The organism is Streptomyces nodosus (assembly GCF_008704995.1).
GTDB lineage: Bacteria > Actinomycetota > Actinomycetes > Streptomycetales > Streptomycetaceae > Streptomyces > Streptomyces nodosus.
In genome coordinates, this window is the sequence record NZ_CP023747.1 from 6,275,085 (window position 1) to 6,296,816 (window position 21,732).

14 protein-coding genes are annotated in these 21,732 nt (G+C 71.2%); 8 read left to right on the forward strand and 6 right to left on the reverse strand.

All coding sequences use genetic code 11. From position 1 onward, the window contains the following. Positions 1-504: 504 nt before the first annotated feature. Positions 505-2,967: a beta-L-arabinofuranosidase domain-containing protein gene (locus tag CP978_RS28000; protein WP_043445325.1), complete on the forward strand. Its 2,463-nt coding sequence runs from the start codon at positions 505-507 to the stop codon at positions 2,965-2,967. 16 nt (positions 2,968-2,983) lie between these two features. Here the strand turns inward: CP978_RS28000 and CP978_RS28005 are convergent, their stop codons facing one another. After that, on the reverse strand, positions 2,984-3,805 hold the full coding sequence (locus tag CP978_RS28005) for an SAM-dependent methyltransferase (RefSeq protein ID WP_043445327.1): 822 nt from the start codon (positions 3,803-3,805) through the stop codon (positions 2,984-2,986). 141 nt (positions 3,806-3,946) lie between these two features. Between CP978_RS28005 and CP978_RS28010 the strand changes: the two genes are divergently transcribed. From CP978_RS28010 to CP978_RS28020, 3 genes are all read left to right on the forward strand, one after another. Further along, positions 3,947-4,552 carry a class I SAM-dependent methyltransferase gene (locus CP978_RS28010; RefSeq protein WP_043445328.1) on the forward strand — a complete coding sequence of 202 codons (606 nt, stop codon included), beginning with the start codon at positions 3,947-3,949 and terminating at the stop codon, positions 4,550-4,552. A 175-nt stretch (positions 4,553-4,727) separates the two neighbouring features. Beyond that, entirely contained in the window at positions 4,728-7,958 is a 3,231-nt protein-coding gene (icmF, locus tag CP978_RS28015; protein ID WP_043445330.1) for a fused isobutyryl-CoA mutase/GTPase IcmF, read from the forward strand. 465 nt (positions 7,959-8,423) lie between these two features. Further along, positions 8,424-9,206 (forward strand): hypothetical protein, encoded by a 783-nt coding sequence (locus tag CP978_RS28020; RefSeq protein ID WP_227745483.1) that lies wholly within the window; start codon positions 8,424-8,426, stop codon positions 9,204-9,206. A gap of 108 nt (positions 9,207-9,314) precedes the next feature. On the opposite strand, the gene CP978_RS28025 is transcribed toward CP978_RS28020, so the two are convergent. Continuing rightward, on the reverse strand, positions 9,315-11,441 hold the full coding sequence (locus CP978_RS28025) for an amylo-alpha-1,6-glucosidase (RefSeq protein WP_043445332.1): 2,127 nt from the start codon (positions 11,439-11,441) through the stop codon (positions 9,315-9,317). Positions 11,442-11,561: 120 nt separating this feature from the next. On the opposite strand from CP978_RS28025, the gene CP978_RS28030 reads away from it, so the two are divergent. The 4 genes from CP978_RS28030 (at position 11,562) to CP978_RS28045 (ending at position 16,204) form a co-directional block, all read left to right on the forward strand. Continuing rightward, positions 11,562-12,752, forward strand: a complete 1,191-nt coding sequence (locus CP978_RS28030; protein WP_079162347.1) for a LacI family DNA-binding transcriptional regulator — start codon at positions 11,562-11,564, stop codon at positions 12,750-12,752. A gap of 123 nt (positions 12,753-12,875) precedes the next feature. Then, positions 12,876-14,120: a sugar ABC transporter substrate-binding protein gene (locus tag CP978_RS28035; RefSeq protein ID WP_043445334.1), complete on the forward strand. Its 1,245-nt coding sequence runs from the start codon at positions 12,876-12,878 to the stop codon at positions 14,118-14,120. A 6-nt stretch (positions 14,121-14,126) separates the two neighbouring features. After that, on the forward strand, positions 14,127-15,308 hold the full coding sequence (locus tag CP978_RS28040; RefSeq protein WP_150478324.1) for a carbohydrate ABC transporter permease: 1,182 nt from the start codon (positions 14,127-14,129) through the stop codon (positions 15,306-15,308). Beyond that, positions 15,305-16,204, forward strand: a complete 900-nt coding sequence (locus tag CP978_RS28045) for a carbohydrate ABC transporter permease (protein WP_052454325.1) — start codon at positions 15,305-15,307, stop codon at positions 16,202-16,204. The genes CP978_RS28040 and CP978_RS28045 overlap by 4 nt, the downstream gene beginning before the upstream one ends. A 171-nt stretch (positions 16,205-16,375) precedes the next feature. On the opposite strand, the gene CP978_RS28050 is transcribed toward CP978_RS28045, so the two are convergent. From CP978_RS28050 to CP978_RS28070, 4 genes are all read right to left on the reverse strand, one after another. Beyond that, complete coding sequence (locus CP978_RS28050; protein WP_043445338.1) at positions 16,376-17,407, reverse strand: alpha/beta fold hydrolase; 1,032 nt, start codon at positions 17,405-17,407, stop codon at positions 16,376-16,378. A 179-nt stretch (positions 17,408-17,586) separates the two neighbouring features. Beyond that, entirely contained in the window at positions 17,587-18,873 is a 1,287-nt protein-coding gene (locus tag CP978_RS28060) for an esterase/lipase family protein (protein ID WP_043445340.1), read from the reverse strand. A 252-nt stretch (positions 18,874-19,125) separates the two neighbouring features. After that, positions 19,126-20,535 (reverse strand): FAD-dependent oxidoreductase, encoded by a 1,410-nt coding sequence (locus CP978_RS28065; RefSeq protein ID WP_150478325.1) that lies wholly within the window; start codon positions 20,533-20,535, stop codon positions 19,126-19,128. After that, positions 20,532-21,719: an MAB_1171c family putative transporter gene (locus CP978_RS28070; RefSeq protein ID WP_052454326.1), complete on the reverse strand. Its 1,188-nt coding sequence runs from the start codon at positions 21,717-21,719 to the stop codon at positions 20,532-20,534. The genes CP978_RS28065 and CP978_RS28070 overlap by 4 nt, the downstream gene beginning before the upstream one ends. Positions 21,720-21,732 lie beyond the last annotated feature (13 nt).

Sequence of the window (21,732 nt, forward strand, 5' to 3'; positions counted from 1 at the left end):
CGGGAAGCGCCTCGAAGGGCTCTTGTATAACGTTGGAAATTCCGGCGCTGGAGCATGAAAGCAGCCCCTCATCACCGTGTCCAGCCCCCGTGCAGCAACGACTTCCTGCCCGGGCGCGCGACCCGCCCGAGGCTCCGGACGCCTCCGCCCGAGACCTCAAGTCCCTTTCGCTGCCGTTGACATGACGCCTGACCAGCGGATTCCTCAGTCTTCACACCGGGGCGGCGCGAACCCTCGACCGAGGTGAATCGGAGCGGTCCAGTCCGCAGTCCGCCAAGTCGACGCCGTCCACCGGGCGTTCAAGGTCTGGACAGCAGTGTCCGCCCGTGCTGTCATTCCTGTCGGCGGCCGTCTCTGCAACGTTATAAGCCGCGTTCCGCCCCGCGTTTCCCGTCGTGTCCGCACGGCGCCGTCGGCCGGTGCGCCCGCCTCGGCGGTCCCCGCCGAGCACCGCCACCTGTCCTCCCATCGCCCTGGCCCTGACAGCCCAGGAAGGACGTCCGCATGGAACGTCGCACGTTCCTCAACAGCTCACTGGCCGTCGTCGGCGGCGCCGCACTGACGGGAACGGCCGGACTCCCCGCCCGGGCCGCCGCGCCCCGGCCCCCGGTACACCTGGCCGGCCCCGCACACGGCGTCAGCCGGTACACGGCCAACCGGGCGCCGTTGCAGCAGGAGCCCTTTCTGCGGCTTCCCCCGGGCAGCATCACCCCCAAGGGCTGGCTGCGCGCACAACTCGACCTCCAGCTCGACGGACTCAACGGGCGCCTCCCGGAGATCTCCGACTACCTCGATCCGGCCACCAGCGGCTGGGCGGTGCCGGAACGGGACGGCTGGGAGGAACTGCCGTACTGGCTGCGCGGCTTCGGCGACCTCGGCTATGTCACCGGCGACGCCAGGGTGCTGGAGACGACCGGCGCCTGGATCGACCGCATCCTGGCCACCCGGCAGCCGGACGGCTTCTTCGGCCCGGCCGCCCTGCGCACCGCGCTGAACGGGGGCCCGGACTTCTGGCCGTACATGCCGGTCCTTGACGCCCTGCGCACCTGGCAGGAGTACAGCGGCGACGACCGGGTGGTCCCGGCCCTGCAAGGGTGGCTGAAGTACCTCCACACCCAGCCCGGCACCCTGTTCGGACAGGGCTGGGGCTCCGCCCGCTGCGGCGACACCATCGACACGGCCTACTGGCTCTACAACCGCACCGGCGACTCCTGGCTGCTCGACCTGGTGCACACCCTGCACGCCCACAGCGCCGACTACACCACCACGATCCCCACCTGGCACAACGTCAACCTGGCCCAGGGGTTCCGCGAACCCGCCCAGTACGGTGTGCTGGCCGGCGACCCGTCCTTCCGTGACGCCACCTACCGCGTCTACGACACCGTGATGCGCCGCTACGGGCAGTTCCCCGGCGGCGGCTTCGCCGGGGACGAGAACGCCCGCAGCGGCTTCCACGACCCCCGCCAGGGCTTCGAGACCTGCGGCATCGTCGAGTTCATGCACAGCCATCAGCTGCTCACCCGCATCACCGGCGACCCGGTGTGGGCCGACCGCTGCGAGGAACTGGCGCTGAACATGCTGCCGGCCGCCTTCGACCCGCGGCAGAGGAGCACCCACTACATCACCTCCGCCAACAGCGTCGAGCTCGACAACCTCCCCAAGTCCCACGGCCAGTTCGACAACGGCTTCGCCATGCAGGCGTACATGCCCGGCATCCACCAGTACCGCTGCTGCCCGCACAACTACGGCATGGGCTGGCCCTACTACGCCGAGGAACTCTGGCTGGCCGGCGCCGACGGCGGGCTGTGCGCCTCGCTGTACGCGGAGTCCTCGGTGCGCGCCGAGGTCGCCGGCGGCACCACGGTCACCATCGACGAGCACACCGACTACCCGTTCGACGAGACCGTCACCTTCACCCTGTCCACCCCCCGGACGGTGCGCTTCCCGCTGTATCTGCGGGTACCGGGCTGGTGCAAGGCGCCCTCGGTACGCGTGAACGGTCGTCCCGCGCAGGCCCGCAGCAGCGGCGGCCATCTCGTCCTCGACCGCTCCTGGCAGCACCGGGACACCGTGGAGCTGCGCCTGCCGATGCACACCGCCGTGCGCACCTGGGGCGCCAACCGCGACTCGGTCTCCGTCGACCGCGGTCCGCTGACCTACTCCCTTCAGATCGAGGAGGAGTGGACGCGGTTCGCCGGCACCGAGGACTGGCCCGAGTACGAGGTGCGCCCGGCCTCGCCGTGGAACTACGCCCTGGTACTGGACGAGAAGGACCCCGCCCGCTCCTTCACCCCGGAACACACCCGCGCCCGCGCCGCCGACCCGTTCACCCACACCGGCACCCCCGTCCGTCTGAAGGCCAGGGCGCGCCGCGTCCCCACCTGGCAGCCCGACGACCAGAAGGTGGCGGCGCCGCTCCAGCAGAGCCCGGTGCGCACCACCGAACCGGTCGAGCAGATCACCCTGATCCCGTCCGCCGCCGCACGGCTGCGTATCACCGCCTTCCCCACCGCGGGATCGGGCCGGCGGGCGAACGAATGGGTCGACTGCACCGCCTCCTTCAGCGGGGTGGACAGCCCCCAGGCCCTCCTCATCAACGCCACGGCCGAGCCGGAGGACTCCTACGACCAGTCCATCCCCCGCTTCACCTGGTGGGACCGGACCGGCACGGAGGAATGGGTGCGGTACGAGTACGCCGAGCCGGTCCGCGCCGGCGGGGTGTCGGTGTACTGGTACGACGACACCGGCCACGGCGCCTGCCGGGTACCCCGGTCCTGGCAGCTCGAGCACCGGACATCCACGGGCGCCTGGCAGCCGGTGACCGGCGCCCCGGCGTACGGGACGGCCACCGACACCTTCAACCAGATCTCCTTCGACCCGGTGACCACCACCGCCCTACGCCTGCGCGTGCGACTGCAGCCCGCCGTCTCCGGCGGCATACTGTCCTGGCGCGTCCGCCTCCTGTGACCGAGTCCCGTCCGGCCTACCCCACCTTCCGCGCCAGCCCGGCGACGATGAGGTGCTCCCAGACGGTGAGTTCCCGTTCGCCGCCGGAGCTCCACGGGCCGTCGACCGGCTCGGGACGCCACAGGGGGGCGGGGACGATCCCGGGGCCGAGGATCTCCAGGCCCTCCAGCAGGGATTCGATCTCCTCGTCGGTGCGCCACCGGCCGCGGCCGAACGTCTCCTGGAGGACCCTCTCGGCCTCCGCCGTCTCCGGGTTGTCGCCGGACCGGAAGTGGCTGACGAAGAAGTAGCTCCCGGAAGGCACCTGGTCGCGCCAGTGGCGGACGATCGCGGCCGGGTCCTCCTCGTCGTTGACGTGGTGCAGGACGGCGCTGAACATGACGGCGACGGGACGATCGAAGTCGATCAGTTCCAGGGTGTCCGGGTGGGTACGGATGCCCTCGGGGTCGCGCACATCGGCCGGGACGACCCGGGTCCGGTCGTTCTCCTCCAGCAGCGCCCGGCCGTGGACCAGCACCTGGGGGTCGTTGTCGACGTATACGACCCGGGACTCCGGGGCGTGCCGCTGCGCGACCTGGTGGACGTTGTCGACGGTCGGCAGGCCGCTGCCCAGGTCGATGAACTGCCGTACGCCGGTGGTCGTCGTGATCTCCCTGACCGCCCGCGTCAGGGCCGCGCGGTTGGCGAAGGCGATCGCCACCGAACCGGGAAGGTCGCGTGTGAACACATCGCCGACCTCCCGGTCCACGGCGTAGTTGTCCTTGCCGCCGAGGAGGTAGTCGTAGACACGGGCGATGCTGGGCCTGGTGGAGTCGATGGAGAAGCCGTCATCCCTCATGACGGCCATCCTTCCCCGGACCGCCGCCCGCCGACCACCGCTTCGGGAACCTCGGGCGGAGGCTCCGGTACGGGGTTCGGCGGAGGGAGGGCGGTTGGTCCCTGGGGGGTCCGGGGTCGTGGCCGATCTATAGTCGGGGTCATGAGCCGTTGGAGGGACCTGACCGGGGAGACGTCCGGGGAGGACTACGCCGCGCGGTTCGCGGCCCTGGCCCGTAGTGGGAAGGACGTGCACGGCGAGGCGCGGTTCTGCGCGGCCCTTCTGCCTGCCGGGGCGCGGGTGCTGGACGCCGGATGCGGTACCGGACGGGTGATGATCCGGCTCGCGGAGCTGGGGTACGACTGCGTCGGCGTGGATCTCGACGCCTCGATGCTGGCCGTGGCGCGGCAGCAGGCGCCGGAACTGTCCTGGTACCAGGCCGACCTGGCGGAGTTCGAGCCGCGACGGCTCGGTGTCTCTCCGGACTTCGATCTCGTGGTCGCGGCCGGCAACATATTTCCGCTGCTCGCCGCCGGCACCGAGGCCACGGTGGTCCAGCGCCTGACCGCGGCCCTGCGTCCGGGCGGTCTGCTGGTCGCCGGCTTCGGCCTGGACGAAGCCCATCTGCCGGTGCCGCCCGGCATCACGCTGTCCGAGTACGACGACTGCTGTGCCGCAGCCGGCCTCACCCTCGTCGACCGCTTCGCCACCTGGGACGCCGACCCCTACCAGGGCGGCGGCTATGCCGTCAGCGTCCACCGTCGGTGAGGACGCACGGGTCTTTCCAGATGTGACGGGGGCGACGGCTGTGGCGTGACACACGAGCGTGTGTCCACGAGCCGCCCTGTGCCGGTGGTCACGTCGCAGCCGCCTCCTGCAATTTGCTAGGACGTCCTACTATCTCTGTAGTCAGCATTCCCCCGGCCCGCCTGGGAAGGCCTCCATGAGCGATCTGCACCGTCCCGTGCACCCCGTCCGTCTGGTCACCGCTTCGGCCCTGTTCGACGGACACGACGCCTCGATCAACATCATGCGGCGGATCTTCCAGTCGCAGGGCGCCGAGGTGATCCACCTCGGACACAACCGTTCGGTGCAGGAGGTCGTGGACGCCGCGCTGGAGGAGGACGCGCACGGCGTGGCGGTCTCGTCCTACCAGGGCGGACACATCGAGTACTTCGAGTACCTGGTCGAGTCGCTGCGCGCACAGGGCGCGGACCACATCCATGTGGTGGGCGGCGGCGGCGGTGTGATCGTTCCCGACGAGATCACCCGGCTGCGCAGGAGCGGGGTGACCATCTTCTCCCCCGAGGACGGCCAGCGGATGGGGCTCGCCGGGATGGTCAACTCGGTCGTGAAGGAATGCGACTTCGACCTCTGGGACAGCAAGCCGACCGAGGCCGCCGCGGTCCTGGCCGGCGACCGGTTCGCCGTCGCCCGCGCCATCACCGGGGCGGAGCTCGGCAAGCTGCCCGAGGACGTCCTGGGGCAGCTGCGCGCCGCCGCGGCGGCCCGGGTCACCCCGACCCTCGGCATCACCGGCACCGGTGGCTCCGGAAAGTCGTCCCTCACGGACGAGCTGGTCCGCCGGTTCCGCGTCGACCAGCAGGACAAGCTGCGGATCGCGGTGATCGCCGTCGACCCCACCCGTCGTCGCGGCGGTGGCGCGCTGCTCGGTGACCGGATCCGGATGAACTCGCTCGACGGGAACCGGGTCTTCTTCCGGAGCCTGGCCACCCGCGGCAGCCGGGAGCTGCCCGAACACCTCCCCGATGTGATCGATGTGGTCAAGGCCGCCGGGTTCGACCTGGTGATCGTGGAGACACCGGGCATCGGTCAGGGCGACGCGGCGATCGTGCCGTATGTGGACACCTCCCTGTATGTGATGACCCCCGAGTTCGGCGCGGCCTCACAGCTGGAGAAGATCGACATGCTCGACTTCGCCGACGTCGTGGCGATCAACAAGTTCGAGCGGCGCGGCGCCAAGGACGCCATGCGCGATGTCGGCCGCCAACTGGTACGCAACCGCGAGGCGTTCGGCAAGCGGCCGGAGGAGATGCCGGTGTTCGGCACCTCGGCCGCCACCTTCCACGACGACGGTGTCACCGCGCTCTACCAGTATCTGCGGGCCGCCCTGGCCGAGAAGGGGCTGCCGCTGGCCGAGGGCACCCTGGCGCCGGTCGAGGTGCGCCACTCGTCCGGTATCCGGCAGGTGGTTCCCGCGGAGCGGGTGCGCTATCTCGCCGAGATCGCCGGCACGGTCCGCGGCTACCACACCGAGACCGGGCTACTGGCCGAGGCCGCCCGGCGGGTGCAGCGTCTGGACCTGGTCAAGGACGAGCTGGACCGGGCCGGTTCCGAACCGGGCGGCGTGGAGTCGCTGCTCGCGGAGGCCCGCAGGCAGCTCCCGCACGACCTCGCGGACCAGATCGCCGGCTGGCCCGCCGTCGTGGCGTCCTACTCCGGTGACGAACAGGTCGTGAAGGTCCGGGACAAGGAGATCCGCACCGCGCTGACCCGTGAGTCCCTCTCGGGCAACAGGATCCCCCGCGTCGCGCTGCCCGCGTTCACGGACCACGGGGAACTGGTGCGGTTCTGGCGCCGGGAGAACCTGCCCGGCTACTTCCCCTTCACCGCCGGTGTGTTCCCGTTCAAGCGGGACGGGGAGGACCCGGCGCGGATGTTCGCCGGAGAGGGCGATCCGTTCCGCACCAACCGGCGGTTCAAGCTGCTCTCCGAGGACCAGCCCGCCACCCGGCTGTCCACCGCGTTCGACTCGGTGACCCTGTACGGCCGTGACCCCGGTGAACGCCCCGACATCTACGGCAAGGTCGGCACCTCCGGCGTCTCGGTCGCGACCCTGGACGACATGAAGGCGCTCTACGACGGCTTCGACCTGGTCGCGCCGACGACCTCGGTGTCGATGACGATCAACGGCCCGGCCCCCGCCGTGCTGGCCTTCTTCCTGAACACCGCCATCGACCAGCAGACGGAGAAGTTCCGCGCCGCCGAGGGCCGAGACCCCTCGCCCGAAGAGGCGGCAGGGCTGCGCGCGCACGCACTCGCCCATGTGCGCGGCACGGTGCAGGCCGACATCCTGAAGGAGGACCAGGGCCAGAACACCTGCCTGTTCTCCACCGAGTTCTCCCTGCGGATGATGGCCGACATCCAGGAGTGGTTCATCGCCCACAAGGTCCGCAACTTCTACTCGGTGTCGATCTCGGGCTACCACATCGCCGAGGCCGGCGCGAACCCGATCAGCCAGCTGGCTTTCACCCTGGCCAACGGATTCACCTATGTAGAGGCCTATCTGGCCCGGGGCATGCACATCGACGACTTCGCCCCCAACCTGTCGTTCTTCTTCTCCAACGGCATGGACCCGGAGTACTCGGTGCTGGGCCGGGTCGCCCGCCGCATCTGGGCCGTCGCGATGAAGGAGAAGTACGGCGCCAACGAGCGGTCCCAGAAGCTGAAGTACCACGTGCAGACCTCCGGACGCTCGCTGCACGCCCAGGAGATGGACTTCAACGACATCCGCACCACCCTCCAGGCGCTGATCGCCATCTACGACAACGCCAACTCGCTGCACACCAACGCCTACGACGAGGCCGTCACCACCCCCACCGAGGAATCGGTCCGCCGGGCCCTGGCGATCCAGCTGATCATCAACCGCGAGTGGGGCCTGGCGATGAACGAGAACCCCCTCCAGGGCTCGTTCATCATCGACCAGCTCACCGATCTGGTGGAGGAGGCGGTGCTCGCCGAGTTCGACCGGATCAACGAACGCGGCGGTGTGCTCGGCGCGATGGAGACCGGCTACCAGCGCGGCCGCATCCAGGACGAGTCCATGCTCTACGAGCAGCGCAAGCACGACGGCAGCCTGCCCATCATCGGTGTCAACACCTTCCGCAACCCCCACGCGGACACCGCCGAGCCCGGCGCCATCGAGCTGGCGCGTGCCACCACGGAGGAGAAGCAGTCCCAGCTGCGGCGCGTCCTCGACTTCCAGGACCACCACCGCGACCAGGCCCATGCCGCGCTGGCGGCCCTGAGGGACGCGGCCGTCAGCGGCCGCAACGCGTTCGCCGTCCTCATGGACGCGGCCCGGGTCTGCTCGCTCCAGCAGATCACGGAGGCGTTCTTCGAGGTGGGCGGCCAGTACCGCCGCAACGTCTGACCGGTCCGGCCGACGGCCGCCGCCCGCACCCCGCTCCGCAGTGAGCGGGGTGCGGCGTCCGTTGCCCGGGAAACTCCGCGCAACCCCTATGTGCCGGCGTGCCCGGTCCAGTTGACTGGAACGAAGCGCCGAGACCGTCTCCGGAGGGGGAGCCACGTGAGTTTCGGGGGACAGGATCCGTATCAGCCGCCGTGGCCGCCGAACAGCGGACCCTATCCACCGCCGCCACCGCCGCCACCGCCGAACACCGGACCGTATCCACCGCCGCCAACGCCGGGTCCGGGACCGTACGGCCCTCCGCCCGGGTGGGGGCCGCCCTACGTCCCGCCCCAGCCGGTTCCGTTCCCGTACGGTCCGCCGCTTCCCCGCCCCTCCTTCTGGCAGCGGCTGCGCCACGACGAATGGCCGACGCTCGGTCAGGCTCTCAGGGGTGGACGGCACCGGATCCACGGGTGTGTGTGGGCGGTGATCCTTTTCCCGTGCACCTGGATGGTGACCCTGCCGTTGCTGACGGGCTACGCGGTGCTCCGGTCGGCCCGCACCAGGGCACGGCGGATCTTCCCGACGGGGCACCGCCGCATCATGGACCCGGAGGTGATGCGGGTGCAGCGGGTGCGCGCCTGGACCGCTGTCGTCGTCTCGTTGTTCATTCTGCTCGTGTACGGCAAGCCGGACGACTTCACCGAGGCCCAGACGCAGTTCTGGCTGCGGCCGGTCATCACCCCGTGGCTGCTCCTGTTCAGCGCCCCCGCCGTGGTAGCGGTGCTCTACGCGTCGGCCTCGCCGGAAGCGAAGCGGGCCATGCGGCCGTGCCTGCGCCGTGCCGGGCGGTCGGCGCTGTGGTACGTCGGCGTGGTCACCCTGATCCCACTGCTCTTCGTGGGGTGTGTCCTGACCTTGACGGCGGTGGAGCGCAATCCGGCCGAACTGTTCTATCTGGTGCCCTTCCTCTACCTCGCCGTGCTCATCGGCATGGTCTGGGCCGTGCTGTTCCTCGTGTTCGCCTCCGGCTCCGCCGTACGCAGCGGGTTCAACACCTCGGAGGTGCACGCCGCGCTGCCCGCGCTCCTGACCGGCCTCCTGGTCTGGGAGCTGACGGGCATCAGCCTGGCGATGGGCGGCCTGCCGCCGGGTCCGCCGCTGATCCGGATCGCGGCCCTGGTCGGCGGTCCCGCCTCGGTGACCGCCGTCGCCTGGTGGGAGATCCACCGGCTGCGCACCCGCCACGGGGTGACGCTGCGTGCCTAGCACCCCGACGGGCACTGTGTACGCGGAAAGCTCGCGGGACAGCTCCCCCGGAAGACTCGGACCAGCTGTACCAAGTCTCCCGGGGGACGGGTGGGGCCGATCGGGACGTCAGCCGGTGAGCACGGTCAGGCCCTCCGGGGCCGACACGTCCGCCGAACCGTCGGCCCGCACCGTGACGTCCAGGCTTCCTCCGCCGACCTGGAGTCCGCTGACCGACAGCGGGCCGTAGGCGCGGGCGAAGGCCGGGTTCACCGTGAGGGTGCCCGCGGGGACGTCCGCGGACAGGCCGAGGGCCGACTGGAGCACGAGGACCGAGGAGGCGGCCGCCCACGCCTGGGGCCGGCAGGAGGCCGGGTAGGGCGCGGGACGGGGTCCCGCCTCGGTGCCATGTCCTGCGAAGAGTTCCGGCAGCCGTGCCTCGAAGGCGGCCGAGGCCGTCAGCAGTCCGTCCGCCAGCGACGCCGCGGCGTCCGGGAAGCCGGCCCGGACCAGGCCGTGCACCGCGATCGCCGTGTCGTGCGGCCAGATCGAACCGATGTGGTAGCCGTACGGGTTGAAGCCCACCGCCGCGCTGCTCAGCGTGCGCAGCCCATGGCCCGCGTCCAGGTCGGGACCGCTCAGCCGGGCCGCGAGCAGCGCGCTCTCCTCGTCGTTCAGCAGGCCCGTGCCGAGCAGATGACCGAAGCCCGAGGTGACCGAGTCCACCGGCCTGCCGTCGCCGTCCAGCGCCACCGCCGGGTACGGGCCCTTCTCGTCCTCCACCCAGAAGCGCTCGCGGAAGCGCGCGGCGAGCCCCTCCGCCCACTCCTCCCACTCGTCGGCCCCCGGGCGGCCGAAGGACCGCAGCAGCGCCGCTCCGCCCCGCGCGGCCTCATAGCCGTAGGCCTGTACCTCGCACAGCGAGACCGGCGGATGGGCCAGCCGGCCGTCGCGGTGGCGGATGGAGTCGCCGGAGTCCTTCCAGCCCTGATTGGCCAGACCCCGGCCGGTCTGGTCGATGTACTTGAGGAAGCCGTCGCCGCCGGCGTCCCCGTGGTCGCGCATCCACCTCAGCGCCGACTCGGCGTGCGGCAGCAACTGCTCGACCTGCTCCGGTGCCAGGCCCCAGCGCCAGGCGTCATGGAGCAGGGTGATCCACAGGGGGGTGGCGTCCACCGTGCCGTAGTACACCGGCGGGAGCGAGAAGGTGTCGCTGTACCCCGCGGTGCCCCGCCGGACCTCGTGCAGGATCTTGCCCGGCTGCTCCTCGGTGGCCGGGTCGGTGACGCCGCCCTGACGGCGGGCCAGGGTGCGCAGCGTGCCGGCCGCGAGCTCGGTGCCGAGCGGCAGCAGCATCCGGGCGGCCCAGAGCGAGTCACGGCCGAAGAGCGTCAGGAACCACGGGGCGCCGGCGGCCAGGAACTGGTCGGGCCGCTCCCCGGGCGACCGGGGGTCGGTCAGGCGCATGCGGTCCAGGTCGGCCAGCGACTGCTCAAGCCACTGGTCCAGGCCCCGGTCGGCGCTGCGCAGGACGGGGGTGCGCCACGGCAGGGCGTCGGCCGGGGGCGCCGGGAACTGGTCGCCGTCCGCGTACCCCGCGGTGCAGCGCAGGGTGACCGTCCATGAGGTACCGGGGTCCAGGGCGATGTCGTACGACAGCCGGCCCGTCGGCATCTCCAGGGCGTCGGGCGCGGGCTCACTGGTCAGGCGCACGGAGAACCCGTCGTCCGCCCAGGACAGCTCGCTCCGCCCGGCGTCCGTGGCCTGCGGGGGCATCGTCTCCAGCCGGTGCCCCGACTTGACCTGCTCCATGCCGGCGAGGTCGGTGCCGACGGTGACCGTCAGCCGGAAACGGACCGATCGTGTCCCCGCGTTGGTGACCTCCAGGACCTCCTCGAGGCGGCCGGCCGCCGTGGTCCGACGGCGCCGCAGGGCGACCGCGGGGTCCGCCGTCACCTCTCCGAGCCCCCGCAGGATCGACCGGAAGTCCGCCCCGTCCGCCCCCCGCAGCCCGTGTCCGACCGGCACCAGCGGGACGCCGTCGGCCGCGACGGTCAGCACGGAGAGCGCCCGGCGGTCGCCGTGGAAGAACCCGTCCGCACCCCCTTCGAAGGCCCCGTTCGCCCGGGAGATGACAAAGCTGGGTGCGTACAGCGTGACGACCGCGTCATGCAGGAACGGCTGCAGGCCCTCGGTCACCGGCGGGTACGGCAGGACGGAGCTATTTGTGTCCGGGGTCTTGACAGTCGTATCCAAGGGAGTGGAACCTCTCAACGTTTGATCGTTCCAAAAACACTAAGTCAAACGTCAGAGCGCTGACAATGATTTTGGAACGCTAAAACCTGCACCTCAGCCCCTTGCACGCCGGAGTTCCCTATGCCCCGCCCCCAGAACGCCTCGCCCGTCAAGGGCGGTCCGGTGACCCTCGCCATGGTCGCCGGCCGGGCCGGGGTCTCCTCGCAGACCGTGTCGAACGCGATCAACTCGCCGGACCGGCTGCGGCCCGAGACCCTGGAGCGGGTCCGCCGTGTGATCGACGAGATGGGCTACCGCCCCAGCCGCGCCGCGCAGACCCTGCGCACCCGCTCCAGCAAGCTGATCGGCTACGGCATCCAGCCCGCCCCGGCCAGCAGCCCGGTGCTCGACCGCTTTCTGCACGCCCTGTCGGGGGCCGCCGACGAAGCGGGCTACCGGATCCTGCTGTTCGCCTGCCCGGCCGGCTCGCCGACGCTGGAGGGCTACGAGGAACTTCTCGACCAGCACGAGGTCGACGGCTTCGTGCTCAGCGGCACCGAGCACAACGACCCCCGTCAGGCCTGGCTCGCCAAGCGGGGTGTGCCGTTCGTCGCCTTCGGCCGGATGTGGTCGCGGCGGCAGATCGGCGACTGGGTCGACGTCGACGGCGCCTCCGGGACGGACGCCGCCGTCGAGCATCTGATCGCCCGGGGACACCGCAGGATCGCCTTCCTCGGCTGGGGGCGGGGCTCCTCCGGCGCCGGTGACGACCGTGCCGAGGGCTGGCAGCGGGCCATGCGACGGCACGGACTGCCGACCCGCGGGCGGCGCGCGCAGAGCGTGAACGACATGGACGCGGCCCGCGCCGCGGTGGAGCCGCTGCTGGACGCGGGGGCGACCGCGGTGGTCGCGGCCAGCGACATGCTGGCGCTCGGCTGCTACCAGACGCTGCGCGAACGCGGCACCGCCCCCGGCCGTGATGTCGCCGTGGTCGGCTTCGACGACTCACCGACCGCCGAGCTGCTGTCGCCCGCACTGACCTCCGTCGCCCAGCCCCTGGAGGAGGTCGGCCGGGCGTGCGTACGGCTGTTGCTGGCCCGGATGGCCGCCCCCGACGCACCGCCCGAACGCATCCTGCTGGCGCCGTCCCTGGTCGTCCGGGACAGCACCCGCGAACCCGGCGCCGACGCGGCGCCCACCGGGACGACGGCCGAGGCCGACGCGACCGCACCCGCCGAGGCGACGGCCGAATCCCTCGCGACCGCCGCGCCCGCTGTGGCGGCGGGCGCATTCCTTGCGACCGCCGCGCCCGCCGTGACGACGCCCGACTAGGCGTCGAGCGGCAGCGGCCGCCACCAGACCCACCCCCCAGCGCTTTCCTCCTCCACCCCCCGGCCGTGTTCCGCGCCGCCCGGGCGGAGCCGCACCAACCATCCCCGATCCATGGAGGAACCCATGTCCAACCGTACGGCCGCCGCGGCCCTCGCCACCTGTGCGGTGCTGCTGGCCACCACCGGCTGCTCGTCGAGCTTCGGCGGCGACAAGAAGACGGACCAGGACACCAGCTCCCACCAGCATCTGAGAGTGCTGATAGCCAGCTCGGGCGACGCCGAGACCAAGGCCGTCAAGGACGCGGCCGCCGCGTACGCCAAGGAGTCCGGCAACACGGTGACCGTCGATGTCGCCAAGGACATGAACCAGCAGCTGGCCCAGTCGTTCGCCGGGCACAAGCCGCCGGACGCCTTCTACGTCAACTCCGACCAGTTCGCCAACTACGCCAAGGGCGGTTCCCTGTACGCGTACGGGGACAAGGTCAAGGACGCCGACGACTTCTCCGAGCAGCTGCGCGCCTCCTTCACCTACGACGGCAAGCTGGTGTGTCTGCCCAAGGACACCTCCACCCTCGCCCTGGCGGTCAACGCCGGCCTGTGGAAGAAGGCCGGGCTGACCGACAAGGACTACCCCACGACCTGGGAGCAGCTGAAGAAGGTCGCCGGCAAGCTGACCGGGCACGGCGTCACCGGGCTGGTCACCAGCTCCGAATACGCGCGGCTGGGCGTCTTCATGAAGGAGGCCGGCGGCTGGATCACCGACGCCGAGCAGACCAAGATGACCGCCGACAGCGCGCAGAACGCCCAGGCGCTCAGCTATGTGCAGTCCCTGCTGAAGTCCGGCTCCATGAAGTACGCCAACCAGGTCGACACCAACTGGGGCGGTGAGGCCCTCGGCAAGGGCAAGGCCGCCATGACCATCGAGGGCAACTGGCTCAGCGGCGCCATGAAGGCCGACTATCCCGACGTCGACTACAAGGTGGTCCCGCTGCCCGCCGGCCCGGCCGGTCAGGGCACGCTCGCCTTCAGCCAGTGCTGGGGCGTGGCCACCGAGAGCGCCCACCGGGCCGCGGCCGTGGACCTGGTGGAGTACCTGAACTCCCGCGCCCAGCAGCTGAAGAACGCCGACGCCTTCGGCGTGATGCCCTCGCGCACCAGCGCCCTCGCCGACTACACCCAGCAGAACCCGGCCGCCAAGGCATGGGTCGACGGCATCGCCTACGCGCAGGGTCCGGTGACCGTCGGCGGCTTCGACAAGGTGCTCGGCCAGTTCAACACCGACCTCGCGGGACTGGGCACCGCCGACCCCAAGAAGATCCTCGCCGACCTCCAGCGCAACGGCGAGCAGGCCCTCGCGAAGGGCCACTGAACCACCGTGTCCGCGCGTACGTCACGCCACCCCCGCCCGGATGCGCGCTCCCGCGCGGGCGAGGGGTCCCGTACGGCCGGCCCGCCGGGCGAACCTGACACGCCCGGCGGGCCCGGCCCGCACCCGGCCGCATCCGCCGCACCCGCCCGGCGGGTGCGGCGGCGCGGAGAAGGCGCCTGGGGCTGGCTGTTCGTCAGCCCCGCGGTGCTGGTCCTCGGCCTCTTCCTGGTCCTGCCGACCCTGATGGCGCTGTGGGTCAGCCTGCTGCACTGGGACGGACAGTCCAACCCCTTCAGCGGACAGACGGAGTTCGCGGGCCTGGACAACTACCGGGCGCTGCTCACCCAGGACGGCCTGGACCGCACCCTGTTCGCGACCTCGCTGCGCAACACCTTCTACTATGTGCTGCTGACCGTGCCGCTGCAGACGGTGCTCGCGCTGAGCCTGGCGCTCATCGTCAACCAGCGGCTGCTGCGCGGACGGGGCGCCCTGCGCACCGCGTTCTTCTTCCCCGCGGTGACCAGCTCGATCGCGGTCTCCACGATCTTCCTCTTTCTGTTCCAGGGCAGCGGCGCCGTCAACGCCGTGCTGTCCTGGATCGGGGTGAAGGGCCCGAACTGGTTCAACGACCCGCGGGGAGTGTTCTCCCTGCTGCTCGGCGGCCTGGGCATCGTGGACACCGGTCACCCCTCGGGTGCGCTGGCCGGTCACTCCGTCATGGGACTGTCCTGGTTCGAGTGGCTGTCCGGGCCGTCCGTGGCGATGTGCACGATCATCCTGCTCGCCGTGTGGACGACCTCCGGCACCTTCATGCTGATCTTCCTCGCGGCCCTCCAGGACATCCCGCGCGAGCTGGAGGAGGCGGCCGCGATGGAAGGCGTCAACCGCTTCCAGATGCTGCGGTATGTGATCCTGCCCGCGCTGCGGCCCGTGCTGTTCCTCGTCCTCACCCTCGGTCTGATCGCCACCTGGCAGGTCTTCGACCAGGTGTACGTCATGAGCCAGGGCGCCCCCGGCAACACCACCCTCACGCCGGCCTTCCTGTCCTACTCCACCGCCTTCGACAACGGCGACTTCGGTCAGGGCGCGGCCATCGCCTTCGTCCTGCTCGTGGTGATCCTGATCATGACGACGCTGCAACGCCTTCTGCTGCGCGAGCGCACGGCCCGCCCCCGGAGGAACCGATGAGTGCCTCTTCCACGGCCGCCCGGGCGCAGAGCCGCCCGGTGCTGAAACGTTTTCCCCCGCCGCTGCGCATCCTCGGGTACGCACTGGTGATCGGGCTCGGACTGCTGTACGTCCTGCCGTTCGCCATCCAGCTGGCCACCGGGTTCAAGACGGACCCGGACGCGGCGGCCCACCCCCTCGGGATGATCCCGGTCACCCCGACGACCGCCGCCTACCAGCGTCTGTTCGGCATCAGCCAGGCCGGAGACGGTGTGCCGTTCCTGCGCTGGCTGGGCAACACGGTGTTCGTCGCGACCGTCGTCACCGCCGGGCGGGTGCTGTTCGCCTCGATGGCCGGGTACGCACTGGCCCGGCTGCGCTTCCCCGGCCGCACCCTGCTGTTCGGGTTCCTCCTCAGCGTGATCGCGGTGCCCCCGGTGGTGCTGCTGATCCCGCGGTTCCTGGTGCTCAACACCTTCGGGCTGTTCGACACCTACGCGGCCATGATCCTTCCGCTGCTGGTGGACGCGGCACAGATCTTCATCATGAAGCAGTTCTTCGAGTCGATCCCCCGGGAGGTGGAGGAGGCCGCCCGGGTCGACGGCGCCGGGGTCTTCCGCACCTACTGGTCGGTCGTCCTGCCGATGGCCAGGCCCGCCCTGATCACGGTGACGATCCTGGCGTTCCAGGGCTCCTGGAACGAGTTCACCCACTACCTCGTGGCCACCCAGTCCAGCCAGTACGAGACGCTGACCACCGGACTGGCCCGGATGGTCTCGGGCGGCCTGGGCGGCGGCACCCAGTACCCCCTGAAGCTGGCGGCGGCCCTGCTGTCCACGCTGCCCGTCGCGGTGCTGTTCTTCAGCTTCCAGCGCCACTTCGTCCGGGGCGCCAACGCGGGGTCCGTCAAGGAATGACCGGCACACGAGGAGGGCGGGACGACGGCCGTGCGGGGCGGCCGGCCCGCCGTCGCGGGTGAGCTGTCAGGGGGCGGTCCTGCCGGACCGCCCCCTTCGCCGTACCGGCCACCGGTCACGCCGTCCGCGGAGAGTCTCCGCGGACGGCGTCCCGCTCCGGGCCGCACACCGTCATGCCGACAGGATCCCCAGCAGCGCCGCCCGGAACTCCTCGGGGCGTTCCAGATGCACCGCGTGCCCGGCGTCCGGCACGGCGACCTCCCGCACCGTGCCGCCCGCCGCCGCATAGCGGTCCAGGACATGGCGGGTCTGCGCCACCATCGGCTGGGCGGGGGTCCCGTCCCAGCCGGGCACCGCGCCGATCGAGCCCAGGTGCGCCAGGTCGAACATCGAGGTGTCCGAGACGATCACATCGTCCTCGCCGCGGATCCACAGCACCGGCGGCTTGGGATCGACCAGATGCAGGGCGTCGATGCGGAAGTGGACCGGGGAGAGGCAGTTGAGGACCCCACGGGTGCCGGGTGCGAGGCCAGGCCAGGCGGGGGAGGGCACGCTGTCGCCGGGATAGTGGTCGTCACCGGTGCGCGTGGTGAGCATGGACTCGACGTAGGTGTTCTCGTCCTCCTGCTCCGGGCGCCAGGGCGGCTTGACGTAGCAGGCCGCCAGGACGGAGCGGGGCGAGGTCGGGGAGTCCTCGCCGCGGTCGCCCTCGGCGAGCCGGGTGACGAACTCCGGGTTGGCCGTGCCGCCGCCCGAGCCCGCCCCGTCCTCGGAGTTGAGGGTCCCGTCCACCCCGTGGGTACCGCCGAAGCCGTAAGGGGAGACCGGGTTGACCAGGGTCAGGGAGCGCACCGCCGCCGGATGGTCGCACAGATACTGCATGACCACGCCCCCGCCCAGGGACCAGCCCACCAGGTGCACCCGGTCGACGTCGAGGGCCGTCAGCAGCGCGGCGAGGTCGTCGGAGTGGTCGCGCAGACCGCGGGTCGCGTCGATCGGCAGCGGGTCGGTGCCGCCGAAGCCGCGCAGGTCCGGCGCGATGGCGCGGTAGTGGTCCGGGAGCAGGGGCAGGGTGGTGTGCCAGAAGGCGGAGGAGGAGACATTGCCGTGGACGAAGACGACCGGTTCGCCCTCGTCCCGGGTCTCGGTGATCTGGACGGTGAGCCGGTCGGTGGGCACACGGCGGGTGCGGATGCTGCTCATGGTCAGGTGCGGTCCTTTAGAGGTCGCGCGGACAGGTGGGGTGGAGGAAGGAGCGGGGCCGGGTGTGTGCAGCTGCAAGGCGGAGGACTGAGGCATGGCGGAGCCATGGTGATTGACGACAACGCCGCGGATGTGCGTGCCCGGCCCCGCGATGCCGCCCCATCCATCCGCGCGACCTCTTACGCGAGCCAGGTGGCGATCTGGGCGGCGGCCGAGCTGTTCCAGCCCAGCTCCAAGTGGTTGGCGCCGACGACGGTGGCGGTGCCGCCGACCGTGGGGACACCGGTGGTGTCGAGCGCGCTGGAGATGAAGACCACCCCGTCGCTCGGCCCGCGGTTCTCGTTGAAGATGCCGACGACGGTGGGGGATCCGCCGGCCAGCAGATAGGTGGTGACGGAGGCGGGTACTCCGGCGTTCTGCAGCGGCTTGATCAGCGACCCGGCGTCGATGGCGGCCTGGATTCCGCTGCCCGCGGTGTAGAAGCCCTGGCCGCCGTAGTACGTCGTGTACCAGTCCTGCGCGGCGCCGTCGACGCCGTACTTGCCGTCCCAGCGGGCCAGCATCTGCCGCTGGCCCGGGTAGTCGTCGTAGCCGCCGGAGGGCGTCATCGAGAACTCGGGGTGCGCGGTGTAGAGGCCGTAACAGGTCATCCGGGAGTGCGGGGAGGGCGCGTTGACCGTGCCGCCGCACTCGGGCCAGATGGAGAAGTCGTGCGCCCAGCCGTGCGCGTACGGGTAGTCGTAGCCGCCGTTGGGACCGCCGACGGTGATCAGCCGGCGCACATCACCGGCGTACGCCCGTCCCCAGCTCGGCTTCAGGGACGACACATAGGCGCGCGCCGACATCTCGCCCTTGCTCCAGCCGACCAGGTCCACCTTGTCGACGCCCAGCTTCGCCTTGATGACGGCGATGGCGTCGCCGACGATCTGCGCCTGCATCAGATTGTCGCCCTGCTTGTGCGCGAAGCCGACCGCGAAGACCCGGTGGCCGCGCCCGGACAGATACTGCATCAGCCCGGTGGAGGGGCAGGAGAGGGCGCCGCAGCCGTAGCCGCCCGACTCACCCGGATTGGCCCAGGCACGGTCCGCGGTGTCGTTCGCGCCGTGCACCAGGAGCACCGGCGTGGTGCGGGTGCCGGTGTTCCAGCCGGGGGCCGAGTAGAGCAGAAAGCGCGCGGAGGACGGGCGGGAGACACCGCCGAAGTACGTCACCCGCTTGCCGTCCTGGTCGCCGCGGCCGTCCGGAGGGTACCCCTCGGTGCGGAATCCGCTGGTGCTGTCGAGGTAACGCTCCACGCTCTCCCAGCCGTTGGTGACCGTGCCCGCCCCATAGCTCGCCTCACGGGTGAGATAGGGCGGCGGCTCGGCGGCGGAAGCGGTGCCACCGACGGCCGGCAGGCCCACCACTGCCAGCAGCAGGGCGAGCAGCAGACGCCACCGGCCTTCTCGGCTTCGTCCGTATCGCATGCTCCGGCCCCCTTGTCGACGATGCGACGAGTCTGTCCCGCGCGGCGCACACCTTAGGCAGAGGCTGCGGGGGAGGGGCATATGCGCGGACCCTATAAGAGTGGCCGGTCGTATGGGGTGGCGACCCAGTGTTCCGGTTCTCTGCCCGAGGCGCGTCGGCCCCTCGTCGTCGGCCGTCGCCTCGTCGTGCCCCTCCCGGATCCGGACTCGTCCATGTTCCCCGACACGACGCCGCGCAGGGGTTCCCGTCGCCTACGGCTGCTCGTGCCGGCCGGTGAGAAGGGCGAGTTCGGCCGGGGTGAACTGCGGGCCGCGCAGCTGCGGGCGCAGTGGTCCGAGGAGAGCGGAGAGCAGCACGCCGGGCCGCACCAGGGACGTGGGGCGGGCCCGCAGGGTCAGCACATCGGTCAGGGCGGTGGCGGCGCGGAAGGACCCGGTCGCGGTCAGGGAGAGCCGGCTGACGTAGCGGTGCAGAAGCCGGTCGGCGAGGCCGGGGCTCTTCCCGGTCGTGGTGGAGAAGTGGATGTCCTGGCCGACGGCGAGGGCCCATGCCACCTCGACGGGGCGGGCGATGGCGCGCTGGGCGCGCCGGGCGTATCCCGGGACCAGTCCTTCGGAGAGCAGCTCGCGCAGGGCGAGCGCACCTTGTGCGATCACCGAGATGCCCTGCCCGTAGACGGGGTTGAAGGCCGCGACGGAGTCCCCCAGCGCCACCAGTCCCTCGGGCCAGGTACGGAGCCGCTCGTAGTGGTGACGGCGGTTGGCGGTGCTGTGGGTGATGCTGACCCCGGTCAGCGGCCGGGCGTGCGTGAGGAGGTCGGCGATGACGGGGTGCCGCAGAGTGCGCGCGAAGGGTTCGAAGGCGTCCGGGTCCCGGGTGGGCTGCCCGCCGGGGGCGCCCATCAGGCTGACGTGCCATCGGTCGCCCTCGATCGGCAGGATGCCGCCCGCGTTGGCCGGCCGGGGCAGCCGCGGATCGGCGTTCACACTGACCATCGGCCAGCCGCGGGTGGAGACCGGAGCACGGTACATCCGGCTGGCGTAGACCAGACCGGAGTCGATGTGCTCCTCGGTGAGACCGGTGATCCCCAGTTCGGTGAGCCAGCGGGGGGTGCGGGAGGCCCGGCCGGAGGCGTCGATCACCAGATCGGCACGGAGCTCCTTCTCCGTACCGCCGGCGGTGCGGATGCGCACACCGGTGACCCGGCGGCTGCTGCCGAGCAGTCCGGTGCACCTGGTCCCGGTGCGGACCGTGATCCGTGGTTCTCGGAGGACCTGTTCCCGGACGATGTGGTCGGTCAGGTCCCGGCTCGCGGCCAGCAGATGGTGGGTGGGCCGCTGCCAACGGCGGTACCAGCCCTCGGGCGAGTAGATGACCATATCGGTGGTCATCGGGATGCGGTGGGCGCCCGCGGCGAGCAATCGGCCGACGGTGCCGTGCAGTAATTCCTCCATCGCCTCGGCGCCGCCGGACTGCAGCAGATGGATATGGACGGCCTGGGGGACACCGACCCGTGGCTCGGGGCCTTCGGGCAGCTCATGGGCCTCGATGATCTCGACGGAACCGACGTGGTCCTTGACGGCGGCCGCGGCGAGCATTCCGGCGATGCTGCCCCCGATGACGACCGCGCGGGTGGGACCTGGCCGGGAGGCTTCACTCATGAGGGGCTGCTTTCTGCCGGGGCACGGCGGTGCGCAAGGAGGTCTTGGACGACGGGCGAGGCCAGAGCGAGGGACAGCGGGATCAGATCCTTGGAGCGCCAGGCCGAGGTGTTCGTGCTGTCGTGGAGCCGCTCGGGGTCGGACCGTTGCCGCGCGACCGCGGCAACGATCATGGCGGCGTCCGCACAGGCCGCGGCGGAGACCTTCGCGTCGCGGCGGCGCAGTGCCGCCCGGTGGGCCAGGTCGCGAACGGCCGGATCGCAGTAGGGAGTCAGCGCGAGCAGGGCGTCGTAGAGGGCCGTCTTCCGGCTCGTCAGAAGCATGGCCGGGGGAGTGCGCCACCAGGGCGGCGAGGAACGGACCGCGCCGGGGGTCGGCACGTCCCGCAGCACCCGCCACAGCGGGGTGAGTCGGCGTAGCTGGTGCACCGCCCGCGTGGTCCGGGCCACCCGAGGTCCCACCAGCGGAAGGGTGAAGCCGAGGGCGCCGAGGAAGGCGGACAGCGCGGCGAAGCGGGGGGAGACCCGGTCGATGAGGAAGTCCAGGTCGTGGCCGCTCCAACGGGCACCCACCGCGACCAGTCGGGTGACGTCGTAGCTCACATGGAGCAGATAGGCGGCGACGAGCAGCCACAGCCCCGCCCGGAGGGACCCCCGGACCTCCCGTGACCAGCGGCCGCAGAGGACGACGTTGGCGAGTGCCGCCACTCCGTGAGCGACCAGATAGGTGACGATCATCTCCCGGATGTACGGCGTCCTGGCGTAGTAGGCGTCGAACAGCGTGATCTGCTCCACCGGGGTACGGCCGGCCCGGAACAGTACGAAGACGGCGAGAACGGCCACGGCGTAGACCGTCACGCACCAGAAGGCGGCGCGCCGGGTCTGCTCCGGTGGCGCCGGCCGCCAGTGGATGATCAGCAGCAGGCTCGCCCCGGAGTACGCGATGAGCGTGGCGTAGACGACCGGCGCGGCGAAGTTGGTCGTCCCGGAGAGCCGGTTGACGGCGACGATGGAGTCCGGGGCGGCGAGGAACATGATGCAGCCGCCGGCGAGCAGCAGCAGAAAGGCCGAGCGCAGCAAGGGGTCGCGCCGTCGGCGGAGGAGCGCGGGAAGCTTCAGGACGCAGACCAGGAAGAGCGTCGTCCCGCAGGCGTAGTAGACCGCATCGCCCGGGCCCGCTGTCACCGTGCCGGCTCCC

What these genes read in the sequence shown, in the direction of transcription:
- CP978_RS28005 (WP_043445327.1), bottom strand. Translation starts at nt 3,805, where the DNA reads ATGAGGGATGACGGCTTCTCCATCGACTCCACCAGGCCCAGCATCGCC.
- CP978_RS28000 (WP_043445325.1), top strand. Translation starts at nt 505, where the DNA reads ATGGAACGTCGCACGTTCCTCAACAGCTCACTGGCCGTCGTCGGCGGC.
- CP978_RS28045 (WP_052454325.1), top strand. Translation starts at nt 15,305, where the DNA reads ATGAGTGCCTCTTCCACGGCCGCCCGGGCGCAGAGCCGCCCGGTGCTG.
- icmF (WP_043445330.1), top strand. Translation starts at nt 4,728, where the DNA reads ATGAGCGATCTGCACCGTCCCGTGCACCCCGTCCGTCTGGTCACCGCT.
- CP978_RS28065 (WP_150478325.1), bottom strand. Translation starts at nt 20,535, where the DNA reads ATGAGTGAAGCCTCCCGGCCAGGTCCCACCCGCGCGGTCGTCATCGGG.
- CP978_RS28030 (WP_079162347.1), top strand. Translation starts at nt 11,562, where the DNA reads ATGCCCCGCCCCCAGAACGCCTCGCCCGTCAAGGGCGGTCCGGTGACC.
- CP978_RS28050 (WP_043445338.1), bottom strand. Translation starts at nt 17,407, where the DNA reads ATGAGCAGCATCCGCACCCGCCGTGTGCCCACCGACCGGCTCACCGTC.
- CP978_RS28035 (WP_043445334.1), top strand. Translation starts at nt 12,876, where the DNA reads ATGTCCAACCGTACGGCCGCCGCGGCCCTCGCCACCTGTGCGGTGCTG.
- CP978_RS28060 (WP_043445340.1), bottom strand. Translation starts at nt 18,873, where the DNA reads ATGCGATACGGACGAAGCCGAGAAGGCCGGTGGCGTCTGCTGCTCGCC.
- CP978_RS28010 (WP_043445328.1), top strand. Translation starts at nt 3,947, where the DNA reads ATGAGCCGTTGGAGGGACCTGACCGGGGAGACGTCCGGGGAGGACTAC.